The following is a 23,462-nucleotide window of genomic DNA, read 5'->3' as shown; positions in this document are numbered from 1 at the left end:
TTTGCCTGAGTTCAACCCGGGCCGCCCGGACGGGTCAGTCCCGGCCGGGCAGCTCGGCGCGCAGCACCTTCCCGGTCTGGTTGCGCGGCAGCTCGTCGAGGAAGTGCACGTCCCGTGGTGCGGCGAACTTCTCCAGGTCGGACTTCACCCGGCTGCGGATCGCGTCCGCGGTGACGTCGGCACCCGGCTCCAGCACCACCCAGGCGGCGAACCGCTGGCCGTACTCGTCGTCGTCCACCCCGAGGACGCAGGCCTCGCGCACCCCGTCCATCCCGGAGATGAGCTCCTCCACCGGGCCGGGGTGCAGGTTCTCCCCGCCCGAGACGATCATGTCGTCGGCCCGGCCGGTGAGGAACAGCCGTCCGTGCTCGTCGAGGTGCCCGACGTCGCCGGTCCCCAGCAGCCCGTCGTGCTCCTCCAGGCCCTCCTCGCCGCCGGTGTAGCCCTCGAACGGCAGGTCGTTGCCGACGAACACCCGCCCGTCGACGCCTGCCGGGGCGGGCTGGTCGTCCTCGTCGAGGATGACCAGGGTGGTCCCGGCCGGGGCGCGGCCCGCGGTGCCGGGGGCGTCGCGCAGGTCCTCCGGTCCGGCGATCGAGACCCAGGAGACCTCGGTGGATCCGTAGAGGTTGTAGAGGCAGTCGCCGAAGCGGTCCATGAACCGGTTGGCCTGCCCGCCGGGCAGCGCCGACCCGGAGACGGCCACGATCCGCGGGCCCGCCGGGTCGTCCCGGTCGTCGCCCCAGCCCTCGGCGCCGGACTCCAGGACGCGCTGGAGCATCACCGGCACCGCGAACACCGTGGTGCACCGGCGCTCGCGCACGGCGGCGAGGAACCCCTCCGGGGTGAACTTGCGGCGCAGCACGACGGTCGCGCCGTGCAGCGAGGCGAGCAGCAGCCCGGCGTTGCCCCAGGTGTGGAACAGCGGAGCGGCGATGTGCGTCGGCTCGCCCGCGCGCAGCGGGATCGCCGAGAGGATCGACGCCGCCGGGGCGAGGGTCGACGGGTGCGGCCGCTTGGCGCCCTTCGGCGTCCCGGTGGTGCCGGAGGTCAGCACGATCTGCTTGGACGGCTCCGGCTTGAACGGGAGCTCGCCCGGCCCGCCCCGCTCCACCATCGCGTCGAGATCGTCGAGCACCCGGTCGCCGGCGGGACGCGGCCCGTCGGGGGTGGAGGTGAGCACGACGCGCGGTCCGGGCGGGACGATGTCGAGGAAGTCCGGGTCGGCGACGAGCGTGTGCAGCTTCTGCTGCTCCTGCACCCCGCGTAGCTGCTCGGCCGAGAGCCCGGTGTTGACCAGCACGACGTCGGCGCCGACCTTGCCCGCCGCCACCATCGCTTCGATCGGTGCGCGGGCGTTGCGGCACAGCACCCCGACCGGGGCGCCCGGTCCGGCGCCCGAGTCGAGCAGGGCCAGTGCGAGGCGGTCGGTGCGTTCCTCCAGCTCGGCGTAGGTGGTGACCCCGTCGTCGTCGACGACGGCGAGCCGGTACGGGTGGCGGGCCGCCCCGACGGCGAACGCCGCGGTGATGCTGTTGCCGTAGCGCACCAGCGCCCGGCCCATCCCGTACAGCTTCCCGGGGCCGAGCGGGCGGACGACTCCCGAGCGGGTCAGGGCCACGGCGGCGCGGGCGGTGCCGCTTCCCAGCTCGTAGGCGGTGCGGGCGGTGCCGGAGAGGTTCTGGAGCAGCGGGGAGCCAGCCATGCGGCGCAGTCTGGCAGGGCGACCCGCCGGGCCGTCGGGTCCGGTGGGGGGATCTGTGTCAGAGGTCACTGAGTATGTCCGTCATGTTTCGTAGGGTGAAGACGATGTGTCCTTCGGTGGCCCACAGGTCGCCGAACTCCACCACACACCGTCGGGGATCCTGATGCGCCTGTACCTGCCCACGCACACGTCCGCTTCTGGCCGCACGCTGGTCCGTGCGGGACGTCCGACCAAGTCGATGCCCGGGTTCGGCGGCATCGCCGGCGTCTGCCGCTGCGGCGCGGCCCGCCCCGCCGACTCGCGCAGCCTGCCGTGGCGCGACTGTCCGTCGTGTACGCCGCAGCGGGCCCGGGTCGGACGCTGAGCGCACCGGCCTCGTAGGTTTCCGGGGCGACGGGCACGGTGTCCGTCGACCGCGGAGGCCCCCATGAGCACGACCACCCCCGAGATGCGGCTGCGCGCCCTGGAGCGGGAGGACCTGCCGTTCGTCCACGGGCTGTCGAACGACTCCGGGATCATGTCGTACTGGTTCGAGGAGCCCTTCGAGTCGCTCGTCGAGCTGCAGGAGATCTTCGCCCGGCACGTGCACGACAACCGCGAGCGGCGGTTCATCATCGACTGCGCGGGTGAGCGGGCCGGTCTGGTCGAGCTGGTGGAGATCGACTACATCCACCGCAACGCCGAGTTCCAGATCATCGTCGCCCCCGCCTTCCAGGGCCGGGGGCTCGCCGCCCGCGCCACCGCCGGGGCCCTCGACTACGCCTTCGGCGTGCTGAACCTGCACAAGGTGTACCTGGTCGTCGACATCGAGAACACCCGCGCCGTGCGTGCCTACGAGCGCACCGGTTTCGTTGTCGAGGGGGAGCTGCGCGAGGAGTACTTCGCCAGCGGCCGCTACCACGACGCCTACCGGATGGCGGTGCTGCAGCGCGACCATCTCGGCCGCACCGTCGACGGGCCGCAGTGAGTCGACGGACCGCACCGGGTCGACGGGCCGCACCGAGCTGACCGGACCGGCCGGCAGGGAGGGGGACCCGTCGGCCGGCCCGGCGTGCACCGGCCGCGGGCATGCGACCGGAGTCGGGCGCGTCGACCTTGATGACGACGACACCCGAGAACACTACTATCTCGACACGTATTCGTGTCAACGTTCGCCATGGTGCTCCTGTGACCAGCGGGAATCGGGTGCTGGCCGGTGTCGGACCGATGTCGCGGTGCGGACCGGCCGACCGATGACATCGTTGATCGTCGGCGAGTGCCCGCGACCGTCGTCGCGGTGGGTCACGGGGTGGTTGCGGTCCGCTCGTCGTCACCGTGCGCGCCCGGCCGTCGCGAGTAGGATCTGCCCCGATGTCCGGAACCCCGACGGCCGGGGACGAGTTCCCGATCGACACGCTCGCCGCACGTGCCGGTATGACCGTCCGCAACGTGCGCGCCCACCTGTCCCGCGGCCTGCTGCAGCCGGGGGAGATGCGCGGGCGCACCGCCTGGTACGGCCCGGTCCACCTGGCCCGGCTGGAGCTGATCGCCGGGCTGCAGCGGCGCGGGTTCTCCCTCGCCGCGATCGGCGTGCTGATCAACCAGACCCCCTCCAGCAGCGCGGAGGAGGCGCTGCGCCTCTACCGCGGCATGCTCGCGCCGTGGCAGCCGGAGGAGGCGGTCGAGCTCGCCGAGGAGGACCTGGCCGAGTGGGCCGGCGCCCGGACGTTCCCGGAGTTCGTCGAGCGGCTGGCCGCGTCCGGGCTGATCGAGCGCACCGGCCCGGGTCGGCTGCGCGTGCTCAACCCGTCGATGGTCCGGTCCGGGGCGCACGCCGTCGCGCTCGGGCTGGCCCCGGAGGCGGTGCAGCAGGTCGGCGAGGAGCTGCTGACCCGCACCCGGGAGATCGCCGAGATCTTCGTCGAGCTGTTCCGCGAGCAGGTCTGGGCGGCGCACGTCGCGGCCGGGCTGCCCCGGCACGGCGTCGCGGACCTGCGCACGGCGGTCGAGGCCCTGCAGCCGGTCGCCACCCAGTCCCTGCTCGGTGCCTTCCGCCAGACGATGCAGCAGGCGATGGACGACTTCATCCGCCGGCTGTCCATCGACCTCGCCCCGTCCGACCCGCGAGCCGACCCCGAAGCCGACTCCGAGGCAGCCGAACCGTCAGCGGACCGGTAGCTCGACGGTGAACACCGTCCGGCCGGGGGCGCTGTCGACCCCGACCGTCCCGTCGTGGGCGGCGACGACCGCCGCCACGATCGCCAGGCCCAGCCCGGTGCTGGGGGTGTCGTTCCCGGCGCGGGTGCGCCCCTCCGCGCCGCGGGCGAACCGCTCGAACACCCGGGGCAGCACGTCCGGGGCGATGCCGGGGCCGTCGTCGGCGACCTGGAGCCGGACCCGGCCGGGGACGGGGTGGCCGAGGGTGACGGTGACCGTCGTGCCGGGCGGGGTGTGGGTGCGGGCCGTTCGCGAACAGGTTGGTGACCACCTGGGCGAGCCGGTGGGCGTCGCCGGTGACGGTGACCGGCTCGTCGGGCAGCTGCGGGAACCAGCGGTGGTCGCGGCCCGCCACGTGGGCGTCCCCGACGGCGTCGAGGACCAGCCGCGTGAGGTCCACCTCGGCGCGCTCCAGCGGACGGCCCGCGTCGAGCCGGGCGAGCAGCAGCAGGTCCTCGACCAGCGTCGACATGCGTTCGGCCTGCGAGCTGATCCGGGCGAGTGCGTGGGTGGTCCGCTCCGGGACCGGCTCGCGCTCGCGGCGCGACAGCTCGGCGTAGCCGCGGATCGCCGTCAGCGGGGTGCGCAGCTCATGGCTGGCGTCGGCGACGAAACGACGCAGCCGCGTCTCGGACTCCTGGCGGGCGGCGAGTGCTCCCTCGACGTTGTCGAGCATGTGGTTGAGCGCGGTGCCGACCTGCCCGACCTCGGTGCGCGGGTCGGGGTCGGGGACGCGTGCGGCGAGGTGCACCTCGCCCCGGTCCAGCGGCAGGTTCCCGACCTGTGCGGCGACGCCGGCGACGCGTTCGAGCGGGCGCAGCGCGCGCCGCACCAGCACGGCCGCCGCGCTGCCCGTGAGCACCACGGCCCCGCCCAGCACGACGAGCTCGATGACGACGAGCCTGCTCACGGTGGCACCGGCGTTGTCCGGCTGTGCGATCAGGTAGGTCGTCGTCCCCTCGGTCCAGCCGATCGCCCGGTAGTCGCCCAGCGACAGCGTCACGTCGCGGGCGGTGGTGTCGGCGGGCACCGAGCGCAGCGCGGCCAGGTCGGCCTCGGGGACGGCGGTGGTGGTCCCGCCCCGCTGGGCCAGGCGGGCGCTCACGACGCGGCCGTCGTCCAGCACCGCCCCGATCGCGTTCGTGCCGGGGCCCGGGCCGAGGAACATCCCCCCGGGCGGGCCCCCGCCCTGGCCGCCCGGCGTGGGGGTGCCGTCGTCGTGGGTGAGCCGGCCGGGGGCGCGCCCGGTCTGCTGGGCGACGAAGCCCTCCAGGGAGAACGACAGTTCGCGGTCCTGCCGGGTGGACAGGTAGCGGTCGAGCGAGAGGGTCGTCGCGACGCCGATCGCCACGCACGCCACCGTGAACAGCAGCAGCACCGTGCCGACGAGCCGGGCCCGCAGCGAGCGGACCTGGCCGGAGACGCGGGTGACGACCATCGGGTCAGTCCGCGGCAGGCCGCAGCACGTAGCCCGCGCCGCGCACCGTGTGGATCATCGGCCGGCGACCGGCGTCGATCTTCTTGCGCAGGTAGGAGACGTAGAGCTCGACCACGTTGGACTGGCCGCCGAAGTCGTAGTTCCACACCCGGTCGAGGATCTGGGCCTTCGACAGCACCCGGCGGGGGTTGCGCATGAGGTAGCGCAGCAGCTCGAACTCCGTCGCGGTCAGCTCCACCGGCTCGCCGGCGCGGGACACCTCGTGCGCGTCCTCGTCGAGCACCAGGTCGCCCACCACCAGCTCCGAGGAGCGCTGGGCGGCGGCCATCCCCGCGCGACGCAGCAGCCCGCGCAGCCGTGCGACCAGCTCCTCCAGCGAGAACGGCTTGGTGACGTAGTCGTCGCCACCCGCGGTGAGGCCGGCGACCCGGTCCTCGACGGCGTCGCGCGCGGTCAGGAACAGCACCGGCACCTCGGGGGTGTCGGCGCGGACCCGGCGCAGCACCTCGAAGCCGTCGACGTCGGGCAGCATCACGTCGAGCACGATCGCGTCCGGGCGGAAGTCGCGGGCGTGGCGCACCGCGGACATCCCGTCGGCGGCGGCGCGGACCTCCCAGCCCTCGTAGCGCAGGGCCATCGAGAGCAGGTCCGACAACGTGGGCTCGTCGTCCACGACGAGCACCCGGATCGGGCCGCCGTCGGCGCGGCGCAGCGGGTCGGCGTCCCGGTCCATCACCTCGGTCATGCTAGGAGCACACCGCACGGACCTGTGCGACGGCTGTGTGTCCGCTGTCGGTTCACCGCGCGCGCCAGTACCCCGTGGCGTAGACGGCGCGCCGGTCGAACCCCCGTTCGTCGAGCAGGTGCGCGCGCAGCTCCTTCACCGCGGCGGACTCCCCGGACAGCCACGCCTGGCCGCGGCCGTCGGGCAGCTCGGCGGCCCGCACCGCCGAGACCAGCGGCTCACCCGCCGGGGCGGCGCCGCGGTGCACCCAGGTGACGGCGACGTCGCCGGGCAGGGTCTGCTCCTCGCCGGCGTCGGCGACCTCGGCGACGACCCGGACCGGCACCCCGGGGGCCGCCTCGGCGAGGGTCTCGCACACGGTCGCGATGGCGGGCAGGGCGGACTCGTCGCCGATCACGAGGTGGTGCGCGGCGGCCGGGTCCGGCTCCCAGCGCCCGCCGGGCTCGGACACCCCGACCCAGTCCCCGGGGGCGGCCGACACGGCCCAGGCGGCGGCCGGCCCGTGCCCGGCGTGGACGACGAAGTCGACGTCGAGCTCACCGTGGCCGCCGGCGTCGGGGGCGAAGCGGCGCACCGTGTAGGTGCGGATCGCGGGGCGGGCCTCCCCGGCGGGCCATACCGGGCCGCCGGTCGAGGCGCGCGGCACGGCGGGTCGTTCCTGGCCCTCGACCGGGAAGAACATCTTGATCCGGCGGTCCGGGCCGTGCCCGGGGAACCCGGCCAGCTCCTCGCCGGTCAGGGTCACCCGGACCATGCGAGGGGTGACCCGCTCGGTGCGGGCCACCTGCAGCAGGCGTGGTGCGGTCGTGCTCATGGCCGGGAATTGTCCCGGACGCGCGCTCAGGTCCGGTCGCCGAGGCCCGCCAGGCCGGTCCAGACCAGGTCCATCAGGTACTCGGTGGCCTGGTCCGCGGTGACCGCCTCGTCCTGGCCTCGCCAGACGGCGAGCCGCTCGCAGGCCCCGACGATCACCTGCGCCCAGCCGGTCAGCCGGGTCGGCTCGGTGCCGGGGACCTGCGCGGCGAGCAGGGCGGCGATGAAGTCGGTCTGCTGGGCGCGGATCTCCTCCAGCGCGGTGTCGGTGACCCCGGCCTCGGAGCAGAACAGCTGCCAGGCCGGAGCCCGCCGGTCCAGGTAGTGGAAGAAGGCCAGCGTCCCGCCCCGCAGCATCGCCTCCGGCGAGTCCGCGGCCCCCGCCGCCTGCGCGACGACGTCGAGCAGCTCGGCCCGGGCCCGCGTGATCGCGGCCAGCAGCAGGCCCTCCTTGGACCCGAAGTGGGTGTAGAGCACAGGCTTGGTGACACCCACCCGCTCCGCGACCTGCTCCATCGAGACCTCGGCGTAGCCCCGCTCCCCGAAGACGGCGACGGCCGCGTCGACGATCTGGCGCTCGCGTTCCGCCCTGGGCACGCGGCGGCGGGGGCCGGGTACGGTCTGCGCGGTCACGCCGGAGACTTTACCCTCAGTAAGTTACTGACGGTAGGAAGTGAGCGGGAATGGACGTCTACTCCCTGCCGATGACCACCCGGTTCCGCGGGATCACCGTGCGCGAGGGCCTGCTGCTGTCCGGCCCGGCCGGCTGGGGCGAGTTCTGTCCCTTCCCCGAGTACGACGACCGCGAGGCCGTCGCGTGGCTGGCCGCGGCTCGCGAGGCGGCCGGGACGGGCTGGCCGGAACCGGTGCGCGACCGGGTGCCGGTCAACTGCACCGTGCCCGCCGTCGGGCCCGAGCAGGCCCAGCGGATCGTGCGCGCCTCCGGCTGCGCCACCGCGAAGGTCAAGGTCGCCGAACCGGGCGCCCCGCTGTCCGAGGACCTCGAGCGCGTCGCCGCCGTCCGCGACGCGCTCGGCCCCGCCGGGCTGGTCCGGGTGGACGCCAACGCTGCCTGGGACGTCGCGACGGCCGTCGCCGCGATCGGCGAGCTCGACCGGGCCGCCGGGGGCCTGGAGTACGTCGAGCAGCCCTGCTGGGAGGTCGACGACCTCGCCGCCGTCCGCCGGGCGGTGGACGTGCCGATCGCCGCGGACGAGTCGATCCGCCGCGCCGAGGACCCGATGCGGGTGGTGCGGGCCGGAGCGGCCGACGTCGTCGTGCTGAAGGTGTCGCCGCTGGGCGGGGTGCGCCGGGCCCTGCGGATCGCCGAGGAGGTCGGGCTGCCGGTCGTGGTGTCCTCGGCGGTGGAGTCGAGCGTCGGTCTCGCCGCCGGGCTCGCGCTGGCCGGGGCGCTGCCGGAGCTGCACCACGCCTGCGGGCTCGGGACGGTCTCGCTGCTGGCCGCCGACGTCGTCGCCGAGCCTCTCGTCCCCGAGCGGGGGTTCCTGCCCGTGCCGCGGGTCGCGCCCGAGCCGGTGCACCGGGCCGGGGTCGCGGCCACTGCCGACCGCGCCGCCTGGTGGCGCGACCGGCACGACCGCGTCGCCACGCTGCTCGACGCCGCGGCCGGGGCCGACCGGGTCAGTACTGGTTGACCCGGCTGTCGCGGCGCATGGCCGCGTCGATCACCCGCGCCGGACCGGGCATCCGGTACTGGCCCTTCACCAGCTTCCCGGCGCTGGGCACCGTGTCCCGGTCCGGCCAGGTCGCGGTGTCCCACAGCGACGAGCGCAGGAACGCCTTCGCACAGTGCAGGAACAGCTCGTCGACCTCGACGACGATCGCCAGCTCGGGCGTCGAGCCCTTCACGGTGAGCCGCTCGGCGAAGTCCGGCCGGTACACGATCCGGGCCCGTCCGTTGATCCGCACGGTGTCGTTCGACCCCGGCACGACGACGATCATCCCGACCCGCGGGTCGTGCAGGATGTTGCGCATCGAGTCGAGCCTGCGGTTCCCCTTGCGGTCGGCGAAGGCGACCGTGTGCTCGTCGAGCACCAGCAGGCAGCCCGCCGGGTCGCCCCGGGGTGAGACGTCGACGCCGTCCGGCCCGGCCGTCGCCAGCAGGAAGAACGGCGACGCCGCCAGGAACTCCGCGGTCACCGGGTCGATGCGCTCACGCGCCTTGTCCCGGATGAACGCGGGCACCGCGCCGATGATCTCGCGGAGTCTAGCCTCGTCGGTCACGTGTTCCATCGCATCCCCTTCGCTCTTAGGTCACCCTAACCGTGAACATGCTTCACTGGCGACCCCCGCCTAGGGTCCCGGGGATGGGCGTGATCGTGATCGGGGCCGGCATCGCCGGGGTGACCTGCGCCGCGGAGCTGGCGGCCCGCGGTGTCGACGTGACGGTGTACGAGCGGTCCCCCGAGGTCGGAGGACGGCTGGCGGTGCACCGCCACGGGGACCGTCCCGCCGACATCGGTGCCGCCTACTTCACCGTCTCCGACGACCGGTTCGACGACCGCGTCCGACGCTGGCGCGACGACGGCCTGGTCCGCGGGTGGACCGACACCCTCGCGGTGTTCGACGGCGCCACCCGGGGCCCGGACAGCCCCGGCCCGCTGCGGTTCGCGGCACCGGCCGGGCTGCGGTCGCTGGTCACCGACACCGCCCGCGGCCTGGACGTCCGTACCGGCCGGGCCGTCGAGCGGGTCCGCCCCGGCCCGGACGGCCCGACCGTCGACGGCGAGCGCGTCGACGCCGTCGTCCTGGCTATGCCCGACCCGCAGGCCGCCCGGCTGCTCGACCCGGACACCCCCGCGGGCGCCGCCGTCGCCGGGCGGGCGTGGAACCCGGTGCTCGCCCTGACCGCCGGGTTCGCCGGCCGGGACTGGCCGCGGCTGCCCGCGGCGTTCGTCAACGACCACCCCGTCCTGTCCCTCGTCGCCGACGACGGCGACCGCCGCGGCGACGACGCGCCGGTGCTCGTCGCGCACTCCACCGGTGACCTCGCGCGCGCCCACGACGCCGATCCCGCCGCCGCGGTGCCCGCGATGACCGCCGCCGTCCGTGAGCTGCTGGGCATCACCGCCGCGCCGGAGTGGACGCACGTGCACCGCTGGCGCTTCGCCGCCCCCGCCGCGCAGCGCGAGCAGACCTTCCACCTCGGCGACGACGGCGTCGCCCTGGCCGGGGACGGCTGGGGCCGGTCCCGGGTGCAGACGGCCTGGCTGTCCGGGCTGGAGCTGGCGGGGGAGCTCGCGGGGCGCCTGGGCCGCTGAACCCGCACGCACCGCCCCAGGCCCGCCACGCCCCGTCGCCGAGATGCGGCTCAGGGCTGTCGCGGCGGGCAGCCCTGAGCCGCATCTCGACGAACTTCGACGAGCCCCGACAGGTCCCGGGGAGGGTGGGTAGTGGCGGGCCCTGGCCGCGTGGGCGTCGGCGACCTACCGTCGGGTCATGCCCGACCGCGTCACCGCCGCCGCCCCCGTCGTCGTCGCGCCGGAGGGGCGGCCCTTCGGCGGGTCCACCGCGCCCGTGGAGCTGGACGCCTCCGGCCCGGACGCCGCGGGGCGCGCGGTGCTCGCCGAGCTGGCGGCCGCGCTCGACGCCGACCGGATCCTGACCGACCCCGACGTCGTGCGTCCCTACGTGCACGACGAGGCCGAGTGGGCCGAGTACGGCACGCCGCTGTGCGTGGTGCGGGCGCGGACCACCGCCGACGTCGCCGCGACCGTGCGGGCCTGCGCCGCGCACCGGGTGCCGGTCGTCGCGCGGGGCGCGGGCACCGGGCTGTCCGGCGGGGCGAACGCCGTCGACGGCTGTGTGCTGGTCAGCCTGGAACGGATGACCGCGATCCGGGAGATCTCGGCGGGGGAGCGGCTCGCCGTCGTCGAACCGGGGGTGGTCAACGACGACCTGCGCGCCGCCTGCGCGGAGCGGGGCCTCTGGTACCCGCCGGACCCGGCGTCGGCGCCCTGGTCGACGATCGGCGGCAACGTCGCGACCAACGCGGGCGGGCTGTGCTGCGTCAAGTACGGCGTCACCCGCGACTACGTGCTCGCCCTGGAGGTCGTCACCGCCACCGGTGAGGTCGTGCGGGTCGGGCGGCGCACCGCGAAGGGCGTCGTCGGCTACGACCTGGCCGGGCTGATGGTCGGCTCGGAGGGGACGCTCGGGATCATCACCGAGATCACCGTGAAGCTGCGCCCGGCCCGCCCGGCCGCGCCGCGCACCGTCGTCGGGTTCTTCGACTCCCTCGCCGACTGCGGGGCCGCAGTCGCCGCCGTCACCGAGCAGGGGCTGCAGCCCGCGGTGTTCGAGCTGGTCGACCGGGAGTGCCTGGCCGCGGTCAACGCCTGGCGCAACGCCGGGCTGCCCGAGGGGGCCGCCGCGCTGCTGCTCGCCCAGACCGACCTGCCCGAGCCCGCCGCGACCGCCGAGGCCGACGCGATCCTCGCGGCCTTCGAGCAGCACGGCGCGACCGAGGCGATGGCCGCGACCGACGCGACCGAGTCCGAGGCGCTGTTCGCCGCCCGCCGGATGGCCTACCCGGCGCTGGAGCAGCTCGGGATGGGCATGCTGACCGAGGACGTCTGCGTCCCCCGCCCCCGGATGGCGGAGATGCTCGCCCGGATCGAGGACATCGGCCGCCGCCACGCGGTCCGGATCGCGACCGTCGCGCACGCCGGCGACGGGAACCTGCACCCGCTGATGCTCACCCCGCACGACGACCCGGACGCCCGGGACCGCACCCGCGCCGCGTTCGACGAGATCATCGACGCGGCCGTCGAACTGGGTGGGACGGTCACCGGGGAGCACGGCGTCGGCCTGCTCAAGCGCGACGGCATGGAACGCGAGCTGGGCCCCGGGGTGCTGGCCCTGCAGCGCTCGGTGAAGGCCGCGCTCGACCCGGACGGCATCCTGAACCCGGGCAAGGCGGTCTGAACCGCGCGTGTCGCCCGGATGGCCGCGCGTGGTCGCCGGGAGAGCGGGAACACTCTTCGATGAGCACCATCGACCCGGCCCTCGTCCCCTCCGCCCTCGCGCTGACCTATCGCGGTCCGTCGCACACCGGTGCGCCGCGCCTGATCGGCGTCGCCGGGGTCGCCGAGGTCGTGCCGGTGGTCGAGGCCGAGGTCCGTGAGGTGGAACGGGTCGACACCGCGGACCTGCGGCTGGTCGCCGCGGGCATCGAGCTCGTCGTCGAACACACCGTGCCCGACCGCGCGTCGGCGGTGCCGCCGTCCACGACCTGGGTGCTGCGCCTGCCCGACGCCGACGAGCCGCTGCGCGTGCCGCTGCCCGCGAGCGAGGTCGAGGGCGTCACCGGCGAGCGCGCCGTCCCGGACGGTGTCGACGCCCTGGTCCGCGGGGTCCGCGGCGACGAGCCGCTCGTCCCGGTCGGCCGGGTGCACGTCACTCGCCAGGTCGACCGACTGCGCGACGCGACCGGGGCGGACCTCGCCACGCTGGCCCGCGAGCAGGTCGACGTCGCGCTGCTCGGGGAGGTCGCGACCGTCGAGAGCTGGACCGAGGCCGTCGTGGAGCCGGGGGCGGCCGACACCGCCGGGCTCCGGCAGCTGGACGAGGCGCTGCGTGACACCGGACTCGTGCGTGCCCCACGCGGCGCGCACGCCCGGCTCGCCGCGCTGCTCGCCGCCGCCGCGCCCGCAGAACCGCCGCGCCGCACCGGCCGGAAGGGCAGCGCCGGGGCACTGCTCCTGCGCTACCTCGGCGACCAGGTCGACACCCTGGCCGCCCGCGAGGCCGACCTGCGCGCCGACCGGCCCGACGCCGTCCACCAGATGCGCATCGCCGCCCGCCGGCTCCGCAGCGCGCTGCGCACCTTCGGCGGGCTCCTGGAGGGGCCGCGGGTCGGGCACCTCGTCGGCGAGCTGCGCTGGCTCGGCCGGGCGCTGGCCGGGGAGCGCGACGCCGAGGTGCAGGAGGAGCGCCTGACCGCCCGGCTGGCCGCGCTGGAGCCCGAGCTGCTGCTGGGCCCGGTGCAGGCCGCGGTCACCCGGCACTTCGCCCGCACCCGCGCCGAGACCGGGGCCGCCGTGCTGGAGGTCGTCGACGGCGAGCGCTACGCCGCGCTGCAGGGCGCCCTGCGCCGGCTGCTCGCCGACCCGCCGTTGTCGCGCCGGGCCCGCAGGCCCGCCGCGACGGTCGTCCCGGCGATGGTGGGGCGCACGGCCCGCAAGCTGGAGCGGCGGATGGAGCGGGCGCTGGCCGACCTCGACGCCGGCCACGTCGCCCCCGAGTCGCTGCACGACGCTCGCAAGACCGGCAAGCAGCTCCGCTACGTCACCGAGGTCGCCCGGCCCAGTGTCGGGAAGGAGGCGCGGGCGTTCGCGAAGCGGCTCAAGAAGGTCTCCGACGTGCTCGGCGAGCACCAGGACGCCGTCGTCTCCCGCGAGACCCTGCGGACCCTCGGGGCCCGCGCCGGTGCGGAGCACGGCAACGGGTTCACCTTCGGTGTGCTGCACGGCCGGGACACCGCGACCATGCTCGACCTCGAGCGCAGGCTGCCCACGGTGTGGGAGACGGCGTGGACGCGGCGCGCCCGCCGGTGGATGCGCCGCTAGCCTGCGCGGCGTGAGAGACGCCGTCGCCGACCTGCGCCGGATCGCGTTCCTGCTCGAACGCGCGCAGGAGTCGACCTACCGGGTCCGCGCGTTCCGCACCGCGGCCGCCGCCCTGCGCGGCCGCAGCGCCGAGGAGCTGGCCCGGCTGCACGCCGCGGGCGGCCTGACCGACCTCAAGGGCGTCGGCGAGGTGACCGCGCGCTGCGTGGGGGAGTCGGTCGCCGGGGAGGAGCCGGTCTACCTGCGACGGCTGGAGGACGCCGTCGCCCGCGCCGACGCCACCGGGATCCCCTGGCGGAGGCGGCGCTGCGGCTGCGGGAGTCCCTGCGCGGGGACTGCCACAGCCACACCGACGCCTCCGACGGCGGCTCCCCGCTCGCCGAGATGGCCGAGACCGCGATCGGGCTGGGCCACGACTACCTCGTGATCACCGACCACTCGCCGCGCCTGACCGTCGCCAACGGGCTGTCGGCGGACCGGCTGCGCCGCCAGGTCGAGCAGATCGCGGAGCTCGACGAGCGGATCGCCGCGTCCGGGTCGGACTTCCGGGTGCTCACCGGCATCGAGGTGGACATCCTCGACGACGGCGCCCTCGACCAGTCCGAGGACCTGCTCGCCTCGCTCGACGTGGTGGTGGCCAGCGTGCACTCGAAGCTGCGGATGCCCCGCGACGAGATGACCGAGCGGATGCTCACCGCCGTCGCGAACCCGCACGTCGACGTGCTCGGGCACTGCACCGGGCGGATGGTCACCGGCCGCCGGAAGCGCCCGGAGTCGGAGTTCGACGCGCCCGCGGTGTTCGCCGCCTGCGCCGCGAACGGGGTCGCGGTCGAGATCAACTCCCGGCCGGAACGCCTGGACCCGCCGAAGCGGCTGCTGCGCCTGGCCGTCGAGGCGGGGTGCGAGTTCACGATCGACACCGACGCGCACGCCCCCGGGCAGCTCGACTGGCTCGACCACGGCTGCGCCCGCGCCGTCGCCTGCGGGGTGGACCCGGAGCGGATCCGCAACACCCGCGACCGGGCCGGCCTGCTGCGCCGCTGAGCCCGTCCCCTCAGCGCAGCTCGAAGTCGGCGACGTCGAAGCCGGGGGAGACGACGCAGCTGACCAGGACCGGCCCCGGCCCGACCGGCTCCGCCCGCTGCCACACCCCGGCCGGGACCTCCTGCTGCGGGCTTCCCGGCCCGAGCCGCAACCGGGCCGCGGGGACGGGGTCCGGCCCGTCGCCACCGAGGACCAGGTCGGCCTCCGGGCCCGAGTGCCGGCACCACAGCTCGGTGGACCGGACGCGGTGCCAGCGGCCGGGGGCGTCGAACAGGTAGAGGATCGCCGTCGCCGAGGGACGCGGACCGTACGGGGTCCCGACGGCGACCGGCGAGGTCCAGGTCCGCCGGTACCAGCCGCCCTCCGGGTGCGGGGCGAGGTCCAGCGCGACGGCGAGGTCGGGACGTGTCACGCCGCCACTGTGGCAGGCGGACGCACGGGTGCCACACCCGCCGTCGCACACCGGCCGGTCACCCGACGTCACCGGTGCTCGCAGGAGGATCACCGTCCGTACGCGGGCGACCGCATCCCACCCGTGCGCGCGCTCCTCGGACGGGTGGTTCGACTGGTGCTCCTCACCCACCGCACGTGAGATGGGGCTGCAGGTGACCGAGTGACAGGAGTGATCCACGGTGCGGACCAGGACCAGGACGACGGTGGCGATGCTGGCCGCGACGCTCGCGCTCTCGGCGGTCACCACGGCCGGGGCGTCGACGGCGTCGGCGGCACCCGCCGCTCCGGCGAGCGCCGTGACCCGGACCGTCGCCGACCCCGCGGCACCCCCGGCGTCGTCGCACTGCACCGAGACCGCGGCGCAGAAGCTCGGCTGGGGCGCCCCCACCCGCGAGTCCGACTTCGACGGGACCACGGTCCCGCCGGACTGGCATCCCTACGGTCCCGAGCCCGGCCACAACAAGAAGGGCACCCGCACCCCGGAGGCGGTCACCGTCGCCGACGGGGCGATGAGCATCTCCGCCGACGCGGACGGCAACACCGGCGCCGTCAGCTGGCACCCCGGCCAGCGCTACGGCCGGTGGGAGGCCTGCGTGAAGTCGGACGAGGGACAGGGCGGGATCAACGCGCTGCTGCTGCTCTGGCCGGTCGCCGAGGACTTCCCGGTGGGCGGCGAGATCGACTGGATGGAGATCATGGACGACTCCCGCCAGAAGACCAGCTTCTTCCTGCACTACGGACCCGACAACGACCAGGACTACGGGTCGGTGGAGCACGACTCGACGCAGTGGTCGGCCTACGCGCTGGAGTGGACCCCGGAGAAGATCACCGGGTACGTGAACGGGAAGGAGTGGTACTCCAACACCGACACCGACCAGTTCCCGCCCCGCCCGATGAACATGACCATGCAGCTCGACTACTTCGGCAACGCCGGCGGCCCGACCGCCATGCACATGGACTGGGCCCGGCAGTGGGCGCTGCCGCAGAGCAGCGCGGCCACGCTGAGTCTGCCGCCCGGCTCGGCCGCGACCGGGCAGCCCCGCGACTTCCCGGGCCGGAGGCCGCGCGAGCTGTCCGGGCCCGAACAGCAGGCGCAGACCGCGATGCTCGCCCGCGAGCAGCGCTGAGGCCGGACCGCCGCGTCAGATAGCGGCGTCGAGTTCCGCCCGGGTGGGCGGGTTCGCGCCGTGCCGCGAACAGGTGATCGCCGACGCCGCGACGGCCTCGGTCAGCACGGCCTCCAGCGTCGGCCGGTCGATGCGGTAGAGGTCGTCGCGGGCGGTCGCGCCGAGCAGCCCGCGTCGGTGCAGTCCGGCGAGCAGCGCGGCGGAGAAGCTGTCCCCGGCCCCCACCGTGTCGACGACCTCGACGGTGCGGCCGGGCAGCACCAGGTGCAGCCCCGACGACGTCCCGGCCAGCACCCCGTCCGCCCCGAGGGTGACCACGACGACCGCCGGGCCCAGCTCGAGCCACTCGCCGACGACGTCGCCGGGCTTGCGGCCCGGGTGCAGCCAGGCCAGGTCCTCCTCGCTGACCTTCACCACGTCGGCCACGCCCAGCAGCTCGTGCACGCCGGGCAGGACCTCCTCCGGTGAGCCCATCAGCATCGGCCGGAAGTTCGGGTCGTAGCTGACCGTCGCGGTGTCCACGGCGGAGGCGAGCAGCTCGCGCAGCGCGTCGTGGCCGGGCGCGGTGGTCAGCGCCAGCGATCCCGAGTGGACGGCGACGACGGGGCCGGTCGGGCCGTCGTCGAGGGCACCGGCGAGCTCGTCGTCGGTCCACTGCCAGTCCGCGGTGCCCGCGATCCGGAAGTCGTAGGACGCCTGCCCGTCGGCGGCCAGCTCCACGATCGCCAGCGACGATGGCTCGGCCGCCTCGACCGAGTGCGACAGGTCGACCCCGTTGTCGGCGAGGTGGGCGCGCAGCTTGCGCCCCAGCAGGTCGTCGGCGAGGCGGGCCAGCATCCGGGCCGGCACGTCGAGGCGGGACAGTCCGACCGCGACGTTCGCCGGGCTGCCACCGGGCGCGAACTGCCAGTACTGCTCGGCGGGTGTGCGGTCCGCCTGCGTCGGCGCGGGGACGATGTCGACGAGTGCTTCTCCGGCGACGGCGATCACTCCGCGTCGCGGGCGTCCGGCGGCTGTGTCGGGCATGGCGGCACTGTAGTGGTCCGATCGGGGGTCCCGGTGGGGTCCGTGACGGGTCACGCCCGCGTCACGGTGCGTCGACACTCTCGTGGTAGGCATAACGGATGCCCCGGAAGATCCCGGTCGTGGTGCTGGCCGGATTCCTCGGAGCCGGCAAGACGACGCTGCTGAACCACCTCCTCGCCGCGGGCGGGGACGCGCGGATCGGCGTGGTCGTCAACGACTTCGGGTCGGTCGGCATCGATGCGATGCGTGTGGCCGGACAGGCCGGCGACGTCGTCGGGCTCGGCAACGGCTGCCTGTGCTGCGAGGTCGGCGAGGGTGGCGTCTCCTCGGTGCTGGAGACGCTGACCCGTCGCCGCGACGAGATCGACGTCGTCGTCATCGAGGCCAGCGGCATCGCCGAGCCCGGGACCCTGGTCCAGCTCGTGCTCGCCGCACTCGGCCAGCACCTGAGCTTCGGCGGGCTCGTCGTGGTCGTCGACGCCGCGGAGTTCGAGACCTCGCGGCGCCGTCACCCCCAGCTCGACAAGCACGTCGCGATGGCCGACCTCGTCGTCCTGAACAAGATCGACAGGGTGGGGCCTGGGCCGCTCTGGCGGGTCCGCAGGCGGTGCCGCGAGGCGAACCCGCGGGCGCCGATCGTCCCGGTCCGCGACGGCGCGGTGGACCCGGCGCTGCTGTTCGACATCGAGATCGTGCCGGGACGGCAGCTGATGCTCGGCGAGCGCGTCGACGAGCCGCACGCCCAGCACCTGCACGCCGGCTACCAGAGCCTGACGTTCCTCAGCGACGAACCGCTCGACGCCGCCCGCCTGCAGGACCTGCTCGACGCCCGGCCGTCCGGGCTGTACCGGATCAAGGGCTCGGTGCGCTTCGCCGCCGCCCCGGCCCGGGAACGCTGGGACCTCCACACCGTCGGCCGGTACGTGCGGTTCCACCGGACCCGGTGGGACGTCGACGAGCCCCGGCGCACCACCCTGGTCCTGATCGGCACCGGTCTCGACTCCGACGCGCTGCAGCGGTCGCTGCGGGCCTGCGTCGCGACCGACGCCGACCGTCGCGACGCCGACGCCCTGCTCCCGGTCGCCCGCTACGCGGTCTGACGGTCCCGGGGGAGTGCTCAGACCGAAGTGAGGTCCGGGCCCGTCGCCGGCTCGGCCAGCTGGGTCAGTGCCTCGGCGGCCCAGGCCTCCCCACCGGCGACGGCGGTCCACAGCAGGACACCGAGGCTGCGGGACGGGTCGATCCGGCCCGCCTGCCACGACGGCGTCGCCGCGAGCCGCTCGGCCCGCGCGCAGAGCTGCCAGGAGGCGGCGTCGGACTCGGTGATGTCGCGGGCGAAGCGGGTGTGCCCGGTGCGGGCACGGTAGGCCCGGACCGGGTCGGTGACCGCGTGGATGATCGACAGCACCCCGATCACCAGCCCGAGCGCGAGGGGCAGGCAGACGAGGAACGCGAGCGCCGACCGGGACCAGCTGTTCTCGCCCACGGTGAGGGCCACCACGACGGCCGCGACGACGGCGGTGCCGGTCAGCGCGCCGGCCGGGAGCCGGGTGTAGACGAGGTCGCCCGCGTCGTCGACGACGTAGTCGGTGCCGGCGATCAGGGCCGGGTCGTACACGCGGTACCCGGTACGTGTGCGGACGAGGGTGGGCAGGCGGTCGGCGGGAGCGCCGGCGACGAAGTCGTTCATGGTCGTGCTCGATCTGTGAGAATGCTGCTGCTCGCGGCCCACCTGATGGCCGTCTCGCCCGGTCAGTCGCCCACGATGCCGGTCCGTGTTACGGATTCACAACGTTCCTCGGCGCGTTCCGTCTGTGACGTTCGCCTCCACCACTTGCGAGCAACCTGCGAGGCTCACTCGGGTGGCCAGGCGTCGCCCCACGCCGTGTCACGGGCGTGCCGGAACAGCTCCCGACGACTGCGCGGGACGGGGGTGTCCCGCAGCGTCCCGTCCGCCTCGCAGACACGCAGCGTCACCAGACCCTTGCGGGTCTGCGGGTGCCGGACAACGCGGCCCGGGGCCCGGCCGACGCTCCCGTCGTCGTCGTCACGCACGCCGACGACGTAGGAGAACTTCTCGTCCTCGTGCCCCAGCGAGCCGGCCTTCAGCGCCCGGTGCCGCGAGCTGCGTCCGACGCGGACGGCGAAGTGGCACCAGTCGTCGCCGGTCACCGGGCAGGCCCCGTCGTGCGGGCAGGGCGCGGCGACGGTGAGGCCCGCGGCGAGCAGGCGGGCGCGGGCGTCGAGGATGCGCGCGTGCCCGGCCGGCGTCCCCGGTTCGACGAGCACGACGACCCGCGCGGCCCGGGCGGCGGCGTCGACGACGGCCTCGCGCACCGGTACCGGCAGCTCACCGAGCAGGTAGCAGGCGGTCAGCAGGTCGGTCTCGGGCAGCACCGGGGCGGTGCCGAGCACCGCGGCCTCCCAGCGGGCCGCCCGCAGCAGCGCCGACGGCGCACCGGAGGAGAGCCTGCGGCCCAGCGCCCGGGCCGGCGTGGCGGCCTCCAGCACCGTGGCCCGCTCCAGCGACGGCCACACCTGTGCCGCCGCCCACACCGCGGCGCCGGTCCCGCCGCCGAGGTCGAGCAGCGACACCGGCTCGGGCACCCGCGCGGCCGCCCGCTCCAGCACGTCGAGGACCGCCGCGTGCGTGGCGGGCATCCGGTACGCGGCGTAGGCGGCTGCGTCGTCGTCGGTGCGCAGGATCGGCGCGGTGGGCACCGTGCCGCTGCGGTAGTCGCGGATCAGCCGCTCGACCACCGGCGCGAGCCGGGCGGCGGGGACGCGGTCGAGTGCGTCGTCGAGGGCGGCGGCCAGCGCGCCGGACAGGTCGTGGGACAGCGCGGAGGACGGCTCGGGGACCACCTGCCCATTCCACCAGCCCCGGGCTCAGCTCCGGGCGCCGACCAGCAGCGGGTCGGCCAGCGCGTCGAGCAGCGGGGCCTGCAGCCGGGCCCACGGCGACAGCCCGGAGTCCGGGTCGTCGGCGGCGGCGCGGAAGCGCGACCAGCTCCACCAGGCCAGGTCCTCGACCTCGTCGGGGCGCGGCTCGGGCTCACCGGTGATCCGGGCGACGAACACCGGGCAGAGCTCGTTCTCCTCGATCCCGTCCTGCGACGCGCGGTAGCTGAAGTCCGGCAGCACCATCCGCAACTCGGTCGCGCGGACGCCCAGCTCGTCGGCCAGCCTGCGGTGCACCGCGTCGGCCATGTCCTCACCGGGTGCGGGATGGCCGCAGCAGGTGTTGGTCCAGACCAGGGGGAAGGCGGTCTTGGTGCGGGCGCGCCGGGTCACCAGCAGCCGGCCGGCGTCGTCGACGCCGTAGCAGGAGAACGCCAGGTGCCGCGGGGTGCTTGCACCGTGCACGGTGGCCTTGTCCGCGACGCCGACCGGGTTGCCGTCGTCGTCCAGCAGCACAACCTGTTCCATGCCGTCCTGTCTACCGGAGCCCGGCCGCGGCGGCTCCTGGGACGGGACCGGCTCACACGCCCGAGCGGGCGGCTGCCCGGCGCCGGACCACGGCGCCGAGCGCGGCGGCCGGCAGGTGCGCGGCGACGACCGCGAGCGCGGCGGGGGACACCGTGCCCCGCGCCAGCCCCAGCCCCACCGCGCAGTCGAACACCCGCTGGTGCCGTGCGGCGGCGCCGATCGCGGCGTCGAGGAACGCGGGGCGGGCCGCCAGCCGGGCGAGCGCACCGACGTGGCGGTGGTGCCGGGCGAAGGTCTGCTCCATGGCGGCGCGGTGGGCGGCGCCCGCGTCGTCACCGCGCAGCGCGCTGCGCCCGGCGAGGATCCCGGAGGCGACGGCGTCGAAGATCCCCTCGCCGGTCAGCGGGTTCACCTTCGCCGCGGCGTCACCGGTCAGCAGCACCCGTCCGTCGGGCTGGAACCGGGGCGCGGTCGACAGTGGGAGGTGGTGCGCGCGCAGCGTGGCCGGGTCGGGTTCCTGGCCGGGCAGCAGAGCGGCCAGCCGCTCCAGCAGCGACGCCCGGTTCCCGGCGCCGCGCTCGTCGAACACGCCGTAGCCGACGTTGGCGCCGCCGCTCGCGATCGGGAACGACCAGGCGTAGGCCGGGACGGCGCCGCCGGCGTACTCGATCGACAGCGTCCCCGGCTCGGCGGCCACCGGGGCGTACCCGCGGATCGCCACCGCCGTCGACCACGGCGGCACGGCCGGCGCGCCGAGTGCGCGGCGGACCACCGAGTTCGCCCCGTCGGCGCCGATCACGACCCGGGCGGCGACGTCGTCGACCAGCACCCGGTCCCCGCGGGGGACGACGGTGCGGACCCGGTGGCGGCGCAGCTGCGCCCCGGCGGCGACGGCCGCGTCGACCAGCGCCGCGTCCAGCTCCCGGCGCGGGACCACCCGGTTCGGCCGGCGCGCGGTGCGGTGCACGACCCGGCCCGCCGGGGTGCGCAGGCGCAGTCGCGGCGCCGCGACGCCGAGCGTGCGGACCCCGGTGGCGCCCAGCTCGTCGAGCAGGTCGAACACCTCGGCCGCGACGCCGTCTCCGCAGGTCTTGTCGCGGGGGAAGGCCGCCGCGTCGAGCAGGAGCACCGACGCCGACGGCCGCAGCCGCAACACGTTGAGCGCCGCGGCGCAGCCGGCGGGACCCGCCCCGACCACGACGACGTCGTAGGTGGACATGGCGCCATTGTCCCCCCGGCGCCGGGCGGAAACGGTTCGCCATCGCCCGCCCGGCCGTGGTCCACTCCCACACCGCCACCCCGTCGCCCGGCCGCGACGGGTGCCGGCGCCGTGCCGTCGGCGCCGTGGGTGGCGCGTCCGTCCCGTCCACGAGGAGCACGTTGTGACCACCGAGCCGGCCCCCGACCGCGACACCGAGCGGCTGCCCGCCGGAGCCCTGCTGATCATCGGGCTGCTCGTCGGCTCGGCGTTCGTGATGATCCTGAACGAGACGATCATGAGCGTGGCGCTGCCCGCCCTGATCGCCGACCTGCGCGTCACCCCGGCGACCGCGCAGTGGCTGACCAGCGGGTTCCTGCTGACGATGGCGGTGGTCATCCCGATCACGGGGTACCTGCTGGGGCGGTTCCCGCCGCGGTCGGTCTACCTCGCCTCGATGGGTCTGTTCAGCGTCGGGACCCTGCTGTGCGCGGTCGCGCCCGCGTTCGGGTTCCTGCTGGCCGGGCGGGTCGTGCAGGCCACCGGCACCGCGGTGATGGTCCCGCTGCTCATGACGACGATCCTGCGCCTGGTCCCGGCGAGCCGCCGCGGGCAGACGATGGGCACGATCTCGATCGTCATCGCGGTGGCGCCCGCGGTCGGCCCGACGTTGTCCGGGGTGATCCTCTCCGCGCTGGGCTGGCGCTGGATGTTCTGGATCGTGCTGCCGATCGCACTGGTCGCACTGGTCGCGGGTGCGCTGCGGCTGCGGGTCGAGGCGGAGACGACGCGGGCCCCGCTCGACGTCGCCTCGGTCCTGATCTCGGCCGTCGCGTTCGCCGGGATCGTCTACGGGCTGTCCGCGATCGGCGAGTCCGCCGCCGGGGGCGCGCACACCGCGGTGCCGCCGTGGGTGCCGCTGGTGCTCGGCGCGGTGGCGCTCGCGGTGTTCGTGCACCGCCAGGTCCGGCTGCAGCGCGGCACCGGTACGGCCCCGCTGCTGGACCTGCGCCCGTTCGCGGTCCGCCGGTACACGTTGTCGCTGGTGCTCGTCGCGACCGGGTTCATGTCGCTGTTCGGCGCGATCATCCTGCTGCCGCTCTACATCCAGGACGTGCTGGGTGACAGCGCGTTCGTCGCGGGCCTGGTGGTGCTGCCGGGCGGGCTGGTGATGGGGCTGCTGGGTCCGTTCGTCGGCCGCGCCTACGACCGGTTCGGCGCCCGTCCGCTGGTGCTGCCCGGCGCTGTGCTGCTCGCGGTCGTGATGTGGGGGTTCACCACCCTCGCCGCGACGACGCCGCTCTGGCTGGTCGTGGTGCTGCACGTGGGCCTGTCCGCGGCGCTGGCGCTGATGTTCACGCCGCTGATGACCGACTCGCTGGGATCGCTGCCGGGCGAGCTGTACTCGCACGGCAGCGCCATCCTCACCACGCTCCAGCAGGTCGCGGGCGCGGCGGGGACGGCGCTGTTCATCACCGTGATGACGCTGGCCTCGGCCGGCGCCGGTGTCGACGCGGCCGGGGTGCACGCGGCGTTCCTGGTCGCGGCGGTCGTGTCCCTGGTGACGGTGGTCGTCGCGGTCGTCGCGTCCCGGCTGCCCGCCCCGGCGTCGGACCCGCAGGACGCCCGGGTCTGAGACGGCCGGGCCGCCGCGCCGCTGAACACCCGGGCCGTGACCGCGGGCGGACACCGGCGCGG

General features: G+C 75.3%; 21 protein-coding genes and 3 pseudogenes. 11 read left to right on the top strand and 13 right to left on the bottom strand.

Annotated features, from left to right (window positions below):
* Nucleotides 1-34: 34 nt before the first annotated feature.
* On the bottom strand, nt 35-1,705 hold the full coding sequence (locus KPL59_RS03485; RefSeq protein ID WP_226359913.1) for an AMP-binding protein: 1,671 nt from the start codon (nt 1,703-1,705) through the stop codon (nt 35-37).
* A gap of 163 nt (nt 1,706-1,868) precedes the next feature.
* Between KPL59_RS03485 and KPL59_RS03480 the strand changes: the two genes are divergently transcribed.
* The 3 genes from KPL59_RS03480 to KPL59_RS03470 all read left to right on the top strand — a co-directional run bounded on the left by KPL59_RS03480 (nt 1,869) and on the right by KPL59_RS03470 (nt 3,862).
* On the top strand, nt 1,869-2,069 hold the full coding sequence (locus KPL59_RS03480; RefSeq protein WP_143510313.1) for a hypothetical protein: 201 nt from the start codon (nt 1,869-1,871) through the stop codon (nt 2,067-2,069).
* A gap of 63 nt (nt 2,070-2,132) precedes the next feature.
* Nucleotides 2,133-2,672 carry a spermidine N1-acetyltransferase gene (gene speG / locus KPL59_RS03475; RefSeq protein ID WP_020626815.1) on the top strand — a complete coding sequence of 180 codons (540 nt, stop codon included), beginning with the start codon at nt 2,133-2,135 and terminating at the stop codon, nt 2,670-2,672.
* 383 nt (nt 2,673-3,055) lie between these two features.
* Complete coding sequence (locus tag KPL59_RS03470; RefSeq protein ID WP_226359912.1) at nt 3,056-3,862, top strand: MerR family transcriptional regulator; 807 nt, start codon at nt 3,056-3,058, stop codon at nt 3,860-3,862.
* Here the strand turns inward: KPL59_RS03470 and KPL59_RS36695 are convergent.
* From KPL59_RS36695 to KPL59_RS03450, 5 genes and pseudogenes are all read right to left on the bottom strand, one after another.
* Nucleotides 3,848-4,087: pseudogene (locus KPL59_RS36695) on the bottom strand (ATP-binding protein); the annotation flags it as partial. The gene KPL59_RS03470 and the pseudogene KPL59_RS36695 overlap by 15 nt on opposite strands.
* A gap of 295 nt (nt 4,088-4,382) precedes the next feature.
* Nucleotides 4,383-5,069 (bottom strand): annotated as a pseudogene (locus tag KPL59_RS36690) (histidine kinase dimerization/phospho-acceptor domain-containing protein); the annotation flags it as partial.
* Between the two features lie 274 nt (nt 5,070-5,343).
* Nucleotides 5,344-6,084: a response regulator transcription factor gene (locus KPL59_RS03460; protein ID WP_060711037.1), complete on the bottom strand. Its 741-nt coding sequence runs from the start codon at nt 6,082-6,084 to the stop codon at nt 5,344-5,346.
* Between the two features lie 52 nt (nt 6,085-6,136).
* On the bottom strand, nt 6,137-6,898 hold the full coding sequence (locus tag KPL59_RS03455; protein ID WP_226353396.1) for a siderophore-interacting protein: 762 nt from the start codon (nt 6,896-6,898) through the stop codon (nt 6,137-6,139).
* Between the two features lie 26 nt (nt 6,899-6,924).
* Nucleotides 6,925-7,530, bottom strand: coding sequence for a TetR/AcrR family transcriptional regulator (locus KPL59_RS03450; protein WP_226359911.1), 606 nt, complete (start codon nt 7,528-7,530; stop codon nt 6,925-6,927).
* Between the two features lie 50 nt (nt 7,531-7,580).
* Between KPL59_RS03450 and KPL59_RS03445 the strand changes: the two genes are divergently transcribed.
* On the top strand, nt 7,581-8,552 hold the full coding sequence (locus KPL59_RS03445) for an o-succinylbenzoate synthase (RefSeq protein ID WP_226353395.1): 972 nt from the start codon (nt 7,581-7,583) through the stop codon (nt 8,550-8,552).
* On the opposite strand, the gene KPL59_RS03440 is transcribed toward KPL59_RS03445, so the two are convergent.
* On the bottom strand, nt 8,539-9,150 hold the full coding sequence (locus KPL59_RS03440; protein WP_226359910.1) for an MSMEG_1061 family FMN-dependent PPOX-type flavoprotein: 612 nt from the start codon (nt 9,148-9,150) through the stop codon (nt 8,539-8,541). The genes KPL59_RS03445 and KPL59_RS03440 overlap by 14 nt on opposite strands.
* 74 nt (nt 9,151-9,224) lie before the next feature.
* Between KPL59_RS03440 and KPL59_RS03430 the strand changes: the two genes are divergently transcribed.
* The 4 genes and pseudogenes from KPL59_RS03430 to KPL59_RS03415 all read left to right on the top strand — a co-directional run bounded on the left by KPL59_RS03430 (nt 9,225) and on the right by KPL59_RS03415 (nt 14,531).
* Nucleotides 9,225-10,178 (top strand): NAD(P)/FAD-dependent oxidoreductase, encoded by a 954-nt coding sequence (locus KPL59_RS03430; protein WP_305080513.1) that lies wholly within the window; start codon nt 9,225-9,227, stop codon nt 10,176-10,178.
* Between the two features lie 178 nt (nt 10,179-10,356).
* Nucleotides 10,357-11,844, top strand: coding sequence for an FAD-binding oxidoreductase (locus KPL59_RS03425; protein ID WP_226353393.1), 1,488 nt, complete (start codon nt 10,357-10,359; stop codon nt 11,842-11,844).
* Nucleotides 11,845-11,903: 59 nt separating this feature from the next.
* The gene (locus KPL59_RS03420) at nt 11,904-13,487 is read left to right on the top strand and encodes a CHAD domain-containing protein (protein WP_226353392.1); all 1,584 of its coding nucleotides are present in this window, start codon (nt 11,904-11,906) and stop codon (nt 13,485-13,487) included.
* 10 nt (nt 13,488-13,497) lie between these two features.
* Nucleotides 13,498-14,531: pseudogene (locus KPL59_RS03415) on the top strand (PHP domain-containing protein).
* A gap of 10 nt (nt 14,532-14,541) precedes the next feature.
* On the opposite strand, the gene KPL59_RS03410 reads toward KPL59_RS03415, so the two are convergent.
* Entirely contained in the window at nt 14,542-14,943 is a 402-nt protein-coding gene (locus tag KPL59_RS03410) for a cupin domain-containing protein (protein WP_226359909.1), read from the bottom strand.
* 220 nt (nt 14,944-15,163) lie between these two features.
* On the opposite strand from KPL59_RS03410, the gene KPL59_RS03405 reads away from it, so the two are divergent.
* Entirely contained in the window at nt 15,164-16,111 is a 948-nt protein-coding gene (locus tag KPL59_RS03405; protein WP_226359908.1) for a glycoside hydrolase family 16 protein, read from the top strand.
* A 15-nt stretch (nt 16,112-16,126) separates the two neighbouring features.
* Here the strand turns inward: KPL59_RS03405 and KPL59_RS03400 are convergent, their stop codons facing one another.
* Complete coding sequence (locus KPL59_RS03400; RefSeq protein WP_226353389.1) at nt 16,127-17,137, bottom strand: carbohydrate kinase; 1,011 nt, start codon at nt 17,135-17,137, stop codon at nt 16,127-16,129.
* Between the two features lie 98 nt (nt 17,138-17,235).
* On the opposite strand from KPL59_RS03400, the gene KPL59_RS03395 reads away from it, so the two are divergent.
* On the top strand, nt 17,236-18,237 hold the full coding sequence (locus KPL59_RS03395) for a GTP-binding protein (protein WP_226359907.1): 1,002 nt from the start codon (nt 17,236-17,238) through the stop codon (nt 18,235-18,237).
* 17 nt (nt 18,238-18,254) lie between these two features.
* Here the strand turns inward: KPL59_RS03395 and KPL59_RS03390 are convergent, their stop codons facing one another.
* From KPL59_RS03390 to KPL59_RS03375, 4 genes are all read right to left on the bottom strand, one after another.
* A complete protein-coding gene (locus KPL59_RS03390) occupies nt 18,255-18,827 on the bottom strand; it encodes a hypothetical protein (RefSeq protein WP_020625846.1) in 573 nt (190 codons plus the stop codon).
* A 164-nt stretch (nt 18,828-18,991) separates the two neighbouring features.
* Nucleotides 18,992-20,002 carry a small ribosomal subunit Rsm22 family protein gene (locus KPL59_RS03385; RefSeq protein ID WP_226353387.1) on the bottom strand — a complete coding sequence of 337 codons (1,011 nt, stop codon included), beginning with the start codon at nt 20,000-20,002 and terminating at the stop codon, nt 18,992-18,994.
* Nucleotides 20,003-20,026: 24 nt separating this feature from the next.
* On the bottom strand, nt 20,027-20,566 hold the full coding sequence (gene idi / locus KPL59_RS03380; protein ID WP_226359906.1) for an isopentenyl-diphosphate Delta-isomerase: 540 nt from the start codon (nt 20,564-20,566) through the stop codon (nt 20,027-20,029).
* A gap of 52 nt (nt 20,567-20,618) precedes the next feature.
* On the bottom strand, nt 20,619-21,785 hold the full coding sequence (locus tag KPL59_RS03375; RefSeq protein WP_226359905.1) for a geranylgeranyl reductase family protein: 1,167 nt from the start codon (nt 21,783-21,785) through the stop codon (nt 20,619-20,621).
* A 163-nt stretch (nt 21,786-21,948) separates the two neighbouring features.
* Between KPL59_RS03375 and KPL59_RS03370 the strand changes: the two genes are divergently transcribed.
* On the top strand, nt 21,949-23,400 hold the full coding sequence (locus KPL59_RS03370; protein ID WP_226359904.1) for a DHA2 family efflux MFS transporter permease subunit: 1,452 nt from the start codon (nt 21,949-21,951) through the stop codon (nt 23,398-23,400).
* Nucleotides 23,401-23,462: the final 62 nt, after the last annotated feature.

Source organism: Pseudonocardia sp. ICBG1142 (assembly GCF_020496255.1).
Taxonomy (GTDB): Bacteria; Actinomycetota; Actinomycetes; order Mycobacteriales; family Pseudonocardiaceae; genus Pseudonocardia.
The sequence above is the reverse complement of the archived record's forward strand: the minus strand, read 5'-3'. Positions and strand labels throughout refer to the sequence as shown.

What these genes read in the sequence shown, in the direction of transcription:
- KPL59_RS03485 (WP_226359913.1), bottom strand. Translation starts at nt 1,705, where the DNA reads ATGGCTGGCTCCCCGCTGCTCCAGAACCTCTCCGGCACCGCCCGCACC.
- KPL59_RS03480 (WP_143510313.1), top strand. Translation starts at nt 1,869, where the DNA reads ATGCGCCTGTACCTGCCCACGCACACGTCCGCTTCTGGCCGCACGCTG.
- speG (WP_020626815.1), top strand. Translation starts at nt 2,133, where the DNA reads ATGAGCACGACCACCCCCGAGATGCGGCTGCGCGCCCTGGAGCGGGAG.
- KPL59_RS03470 (WP_226359912.1), top strand. Translation starts at nt 3,056, where the DNA reads ATGTCCGGAACCCCGACGGCCGGGGACGAGTTCCCGATCGACACGCTC.
- KPL59_RS03460 (WP_060711037.1), bottom strand. Translation starts at nt 6,084, where the DNA reads ATGACCGAGGTGATGGACCGGGACGCCGACCCGCTGCGCCGCGCCGAC.
- KPL59_RS03455 (WP_226353396.1), bottom strand. Translation starts at nt 6,898, where the DNA reads ATGAGCACGACCGCACCACGCCTGCTGCAGGTGGCCCGCACCGAGCGG.
- KPL59_RS03445 (WP_226353395.1), top strand. Translation starts at nt 7,581, where the DNA reads ATGGACGTCTACTCCCTGCCGATGACCACCCGGTTCCGCGGGATCACC.
- KPL59_RS03440 (WP_226359910.1), bottom strand. Translation starts at nt 9,150, where the DNA reads ATGGAACACGTGACCGACGAGGCTAGACTCCGCGAGATCATCGGCGCG.
- KPL59_RS03430 (WP_305080513.1), top strand. Translation starts at nt 9,225, where the DNA reads ATGGGCGTGATCGTGATCGGGGCCGGCATCGCCGGGGTGACCTGCGCC.
- KPL59_RS03425 (WP_226353393.1), top strand. Translation starts at nt 10,357, where the DNA reads ATGCCCGACCGCGTCACCGCCGCCGCCCCCGTCGTCGTCGCGCCGGAG.
- KPL59_RS03420 (WP_226353392.1), top strand. Translation starts at nt 11,904, where the DNA reads ATGAGCACCATCGACCCGGCCCTCGTCCCCTCCGCCCTCGCGCTGACC.
- KPL59_RS03400 (WP_226353389.1), bottom strand. Translation starts at nt 17,137, where the DNA reads ATGCCCGACACAGCCGCCGGACGCCCGCGACGCGGAGTGATCGCCGTC.
- KPL59_RS03395 (WP_226359907.1), top strand. Translation starts at nt 17,236, where the DNA reads ATGCCCCGGAAGATCCCGGTCGTGGTGCTGGCCGGATTCCTCGGAGCC.
- KPL59_RS03390 (WP_020625846.1), bottom strand. Translation starts at nt 18,827, where the DNA reads ATGAACGACTTCGTCGCCGGCGCTCCCGCCGACCGCCTGCCCACCCTC.
- idi (WP_226359906.1), bottom strand. Translation starts at nt 20,566, where the DNA reads ATGGAACAGGTTGTGCTGCTGGACGACGACGGCAACCCGGTCGGCGTC.
- KPL59_RS03375 (WP_226359905.1), bottom strand. Translation starts at nt 21,785, where the DNA reads ATGTCCACCTACGACGTCGTCGTGGTCGGGGCGGGTCCCGCCGGCTGC.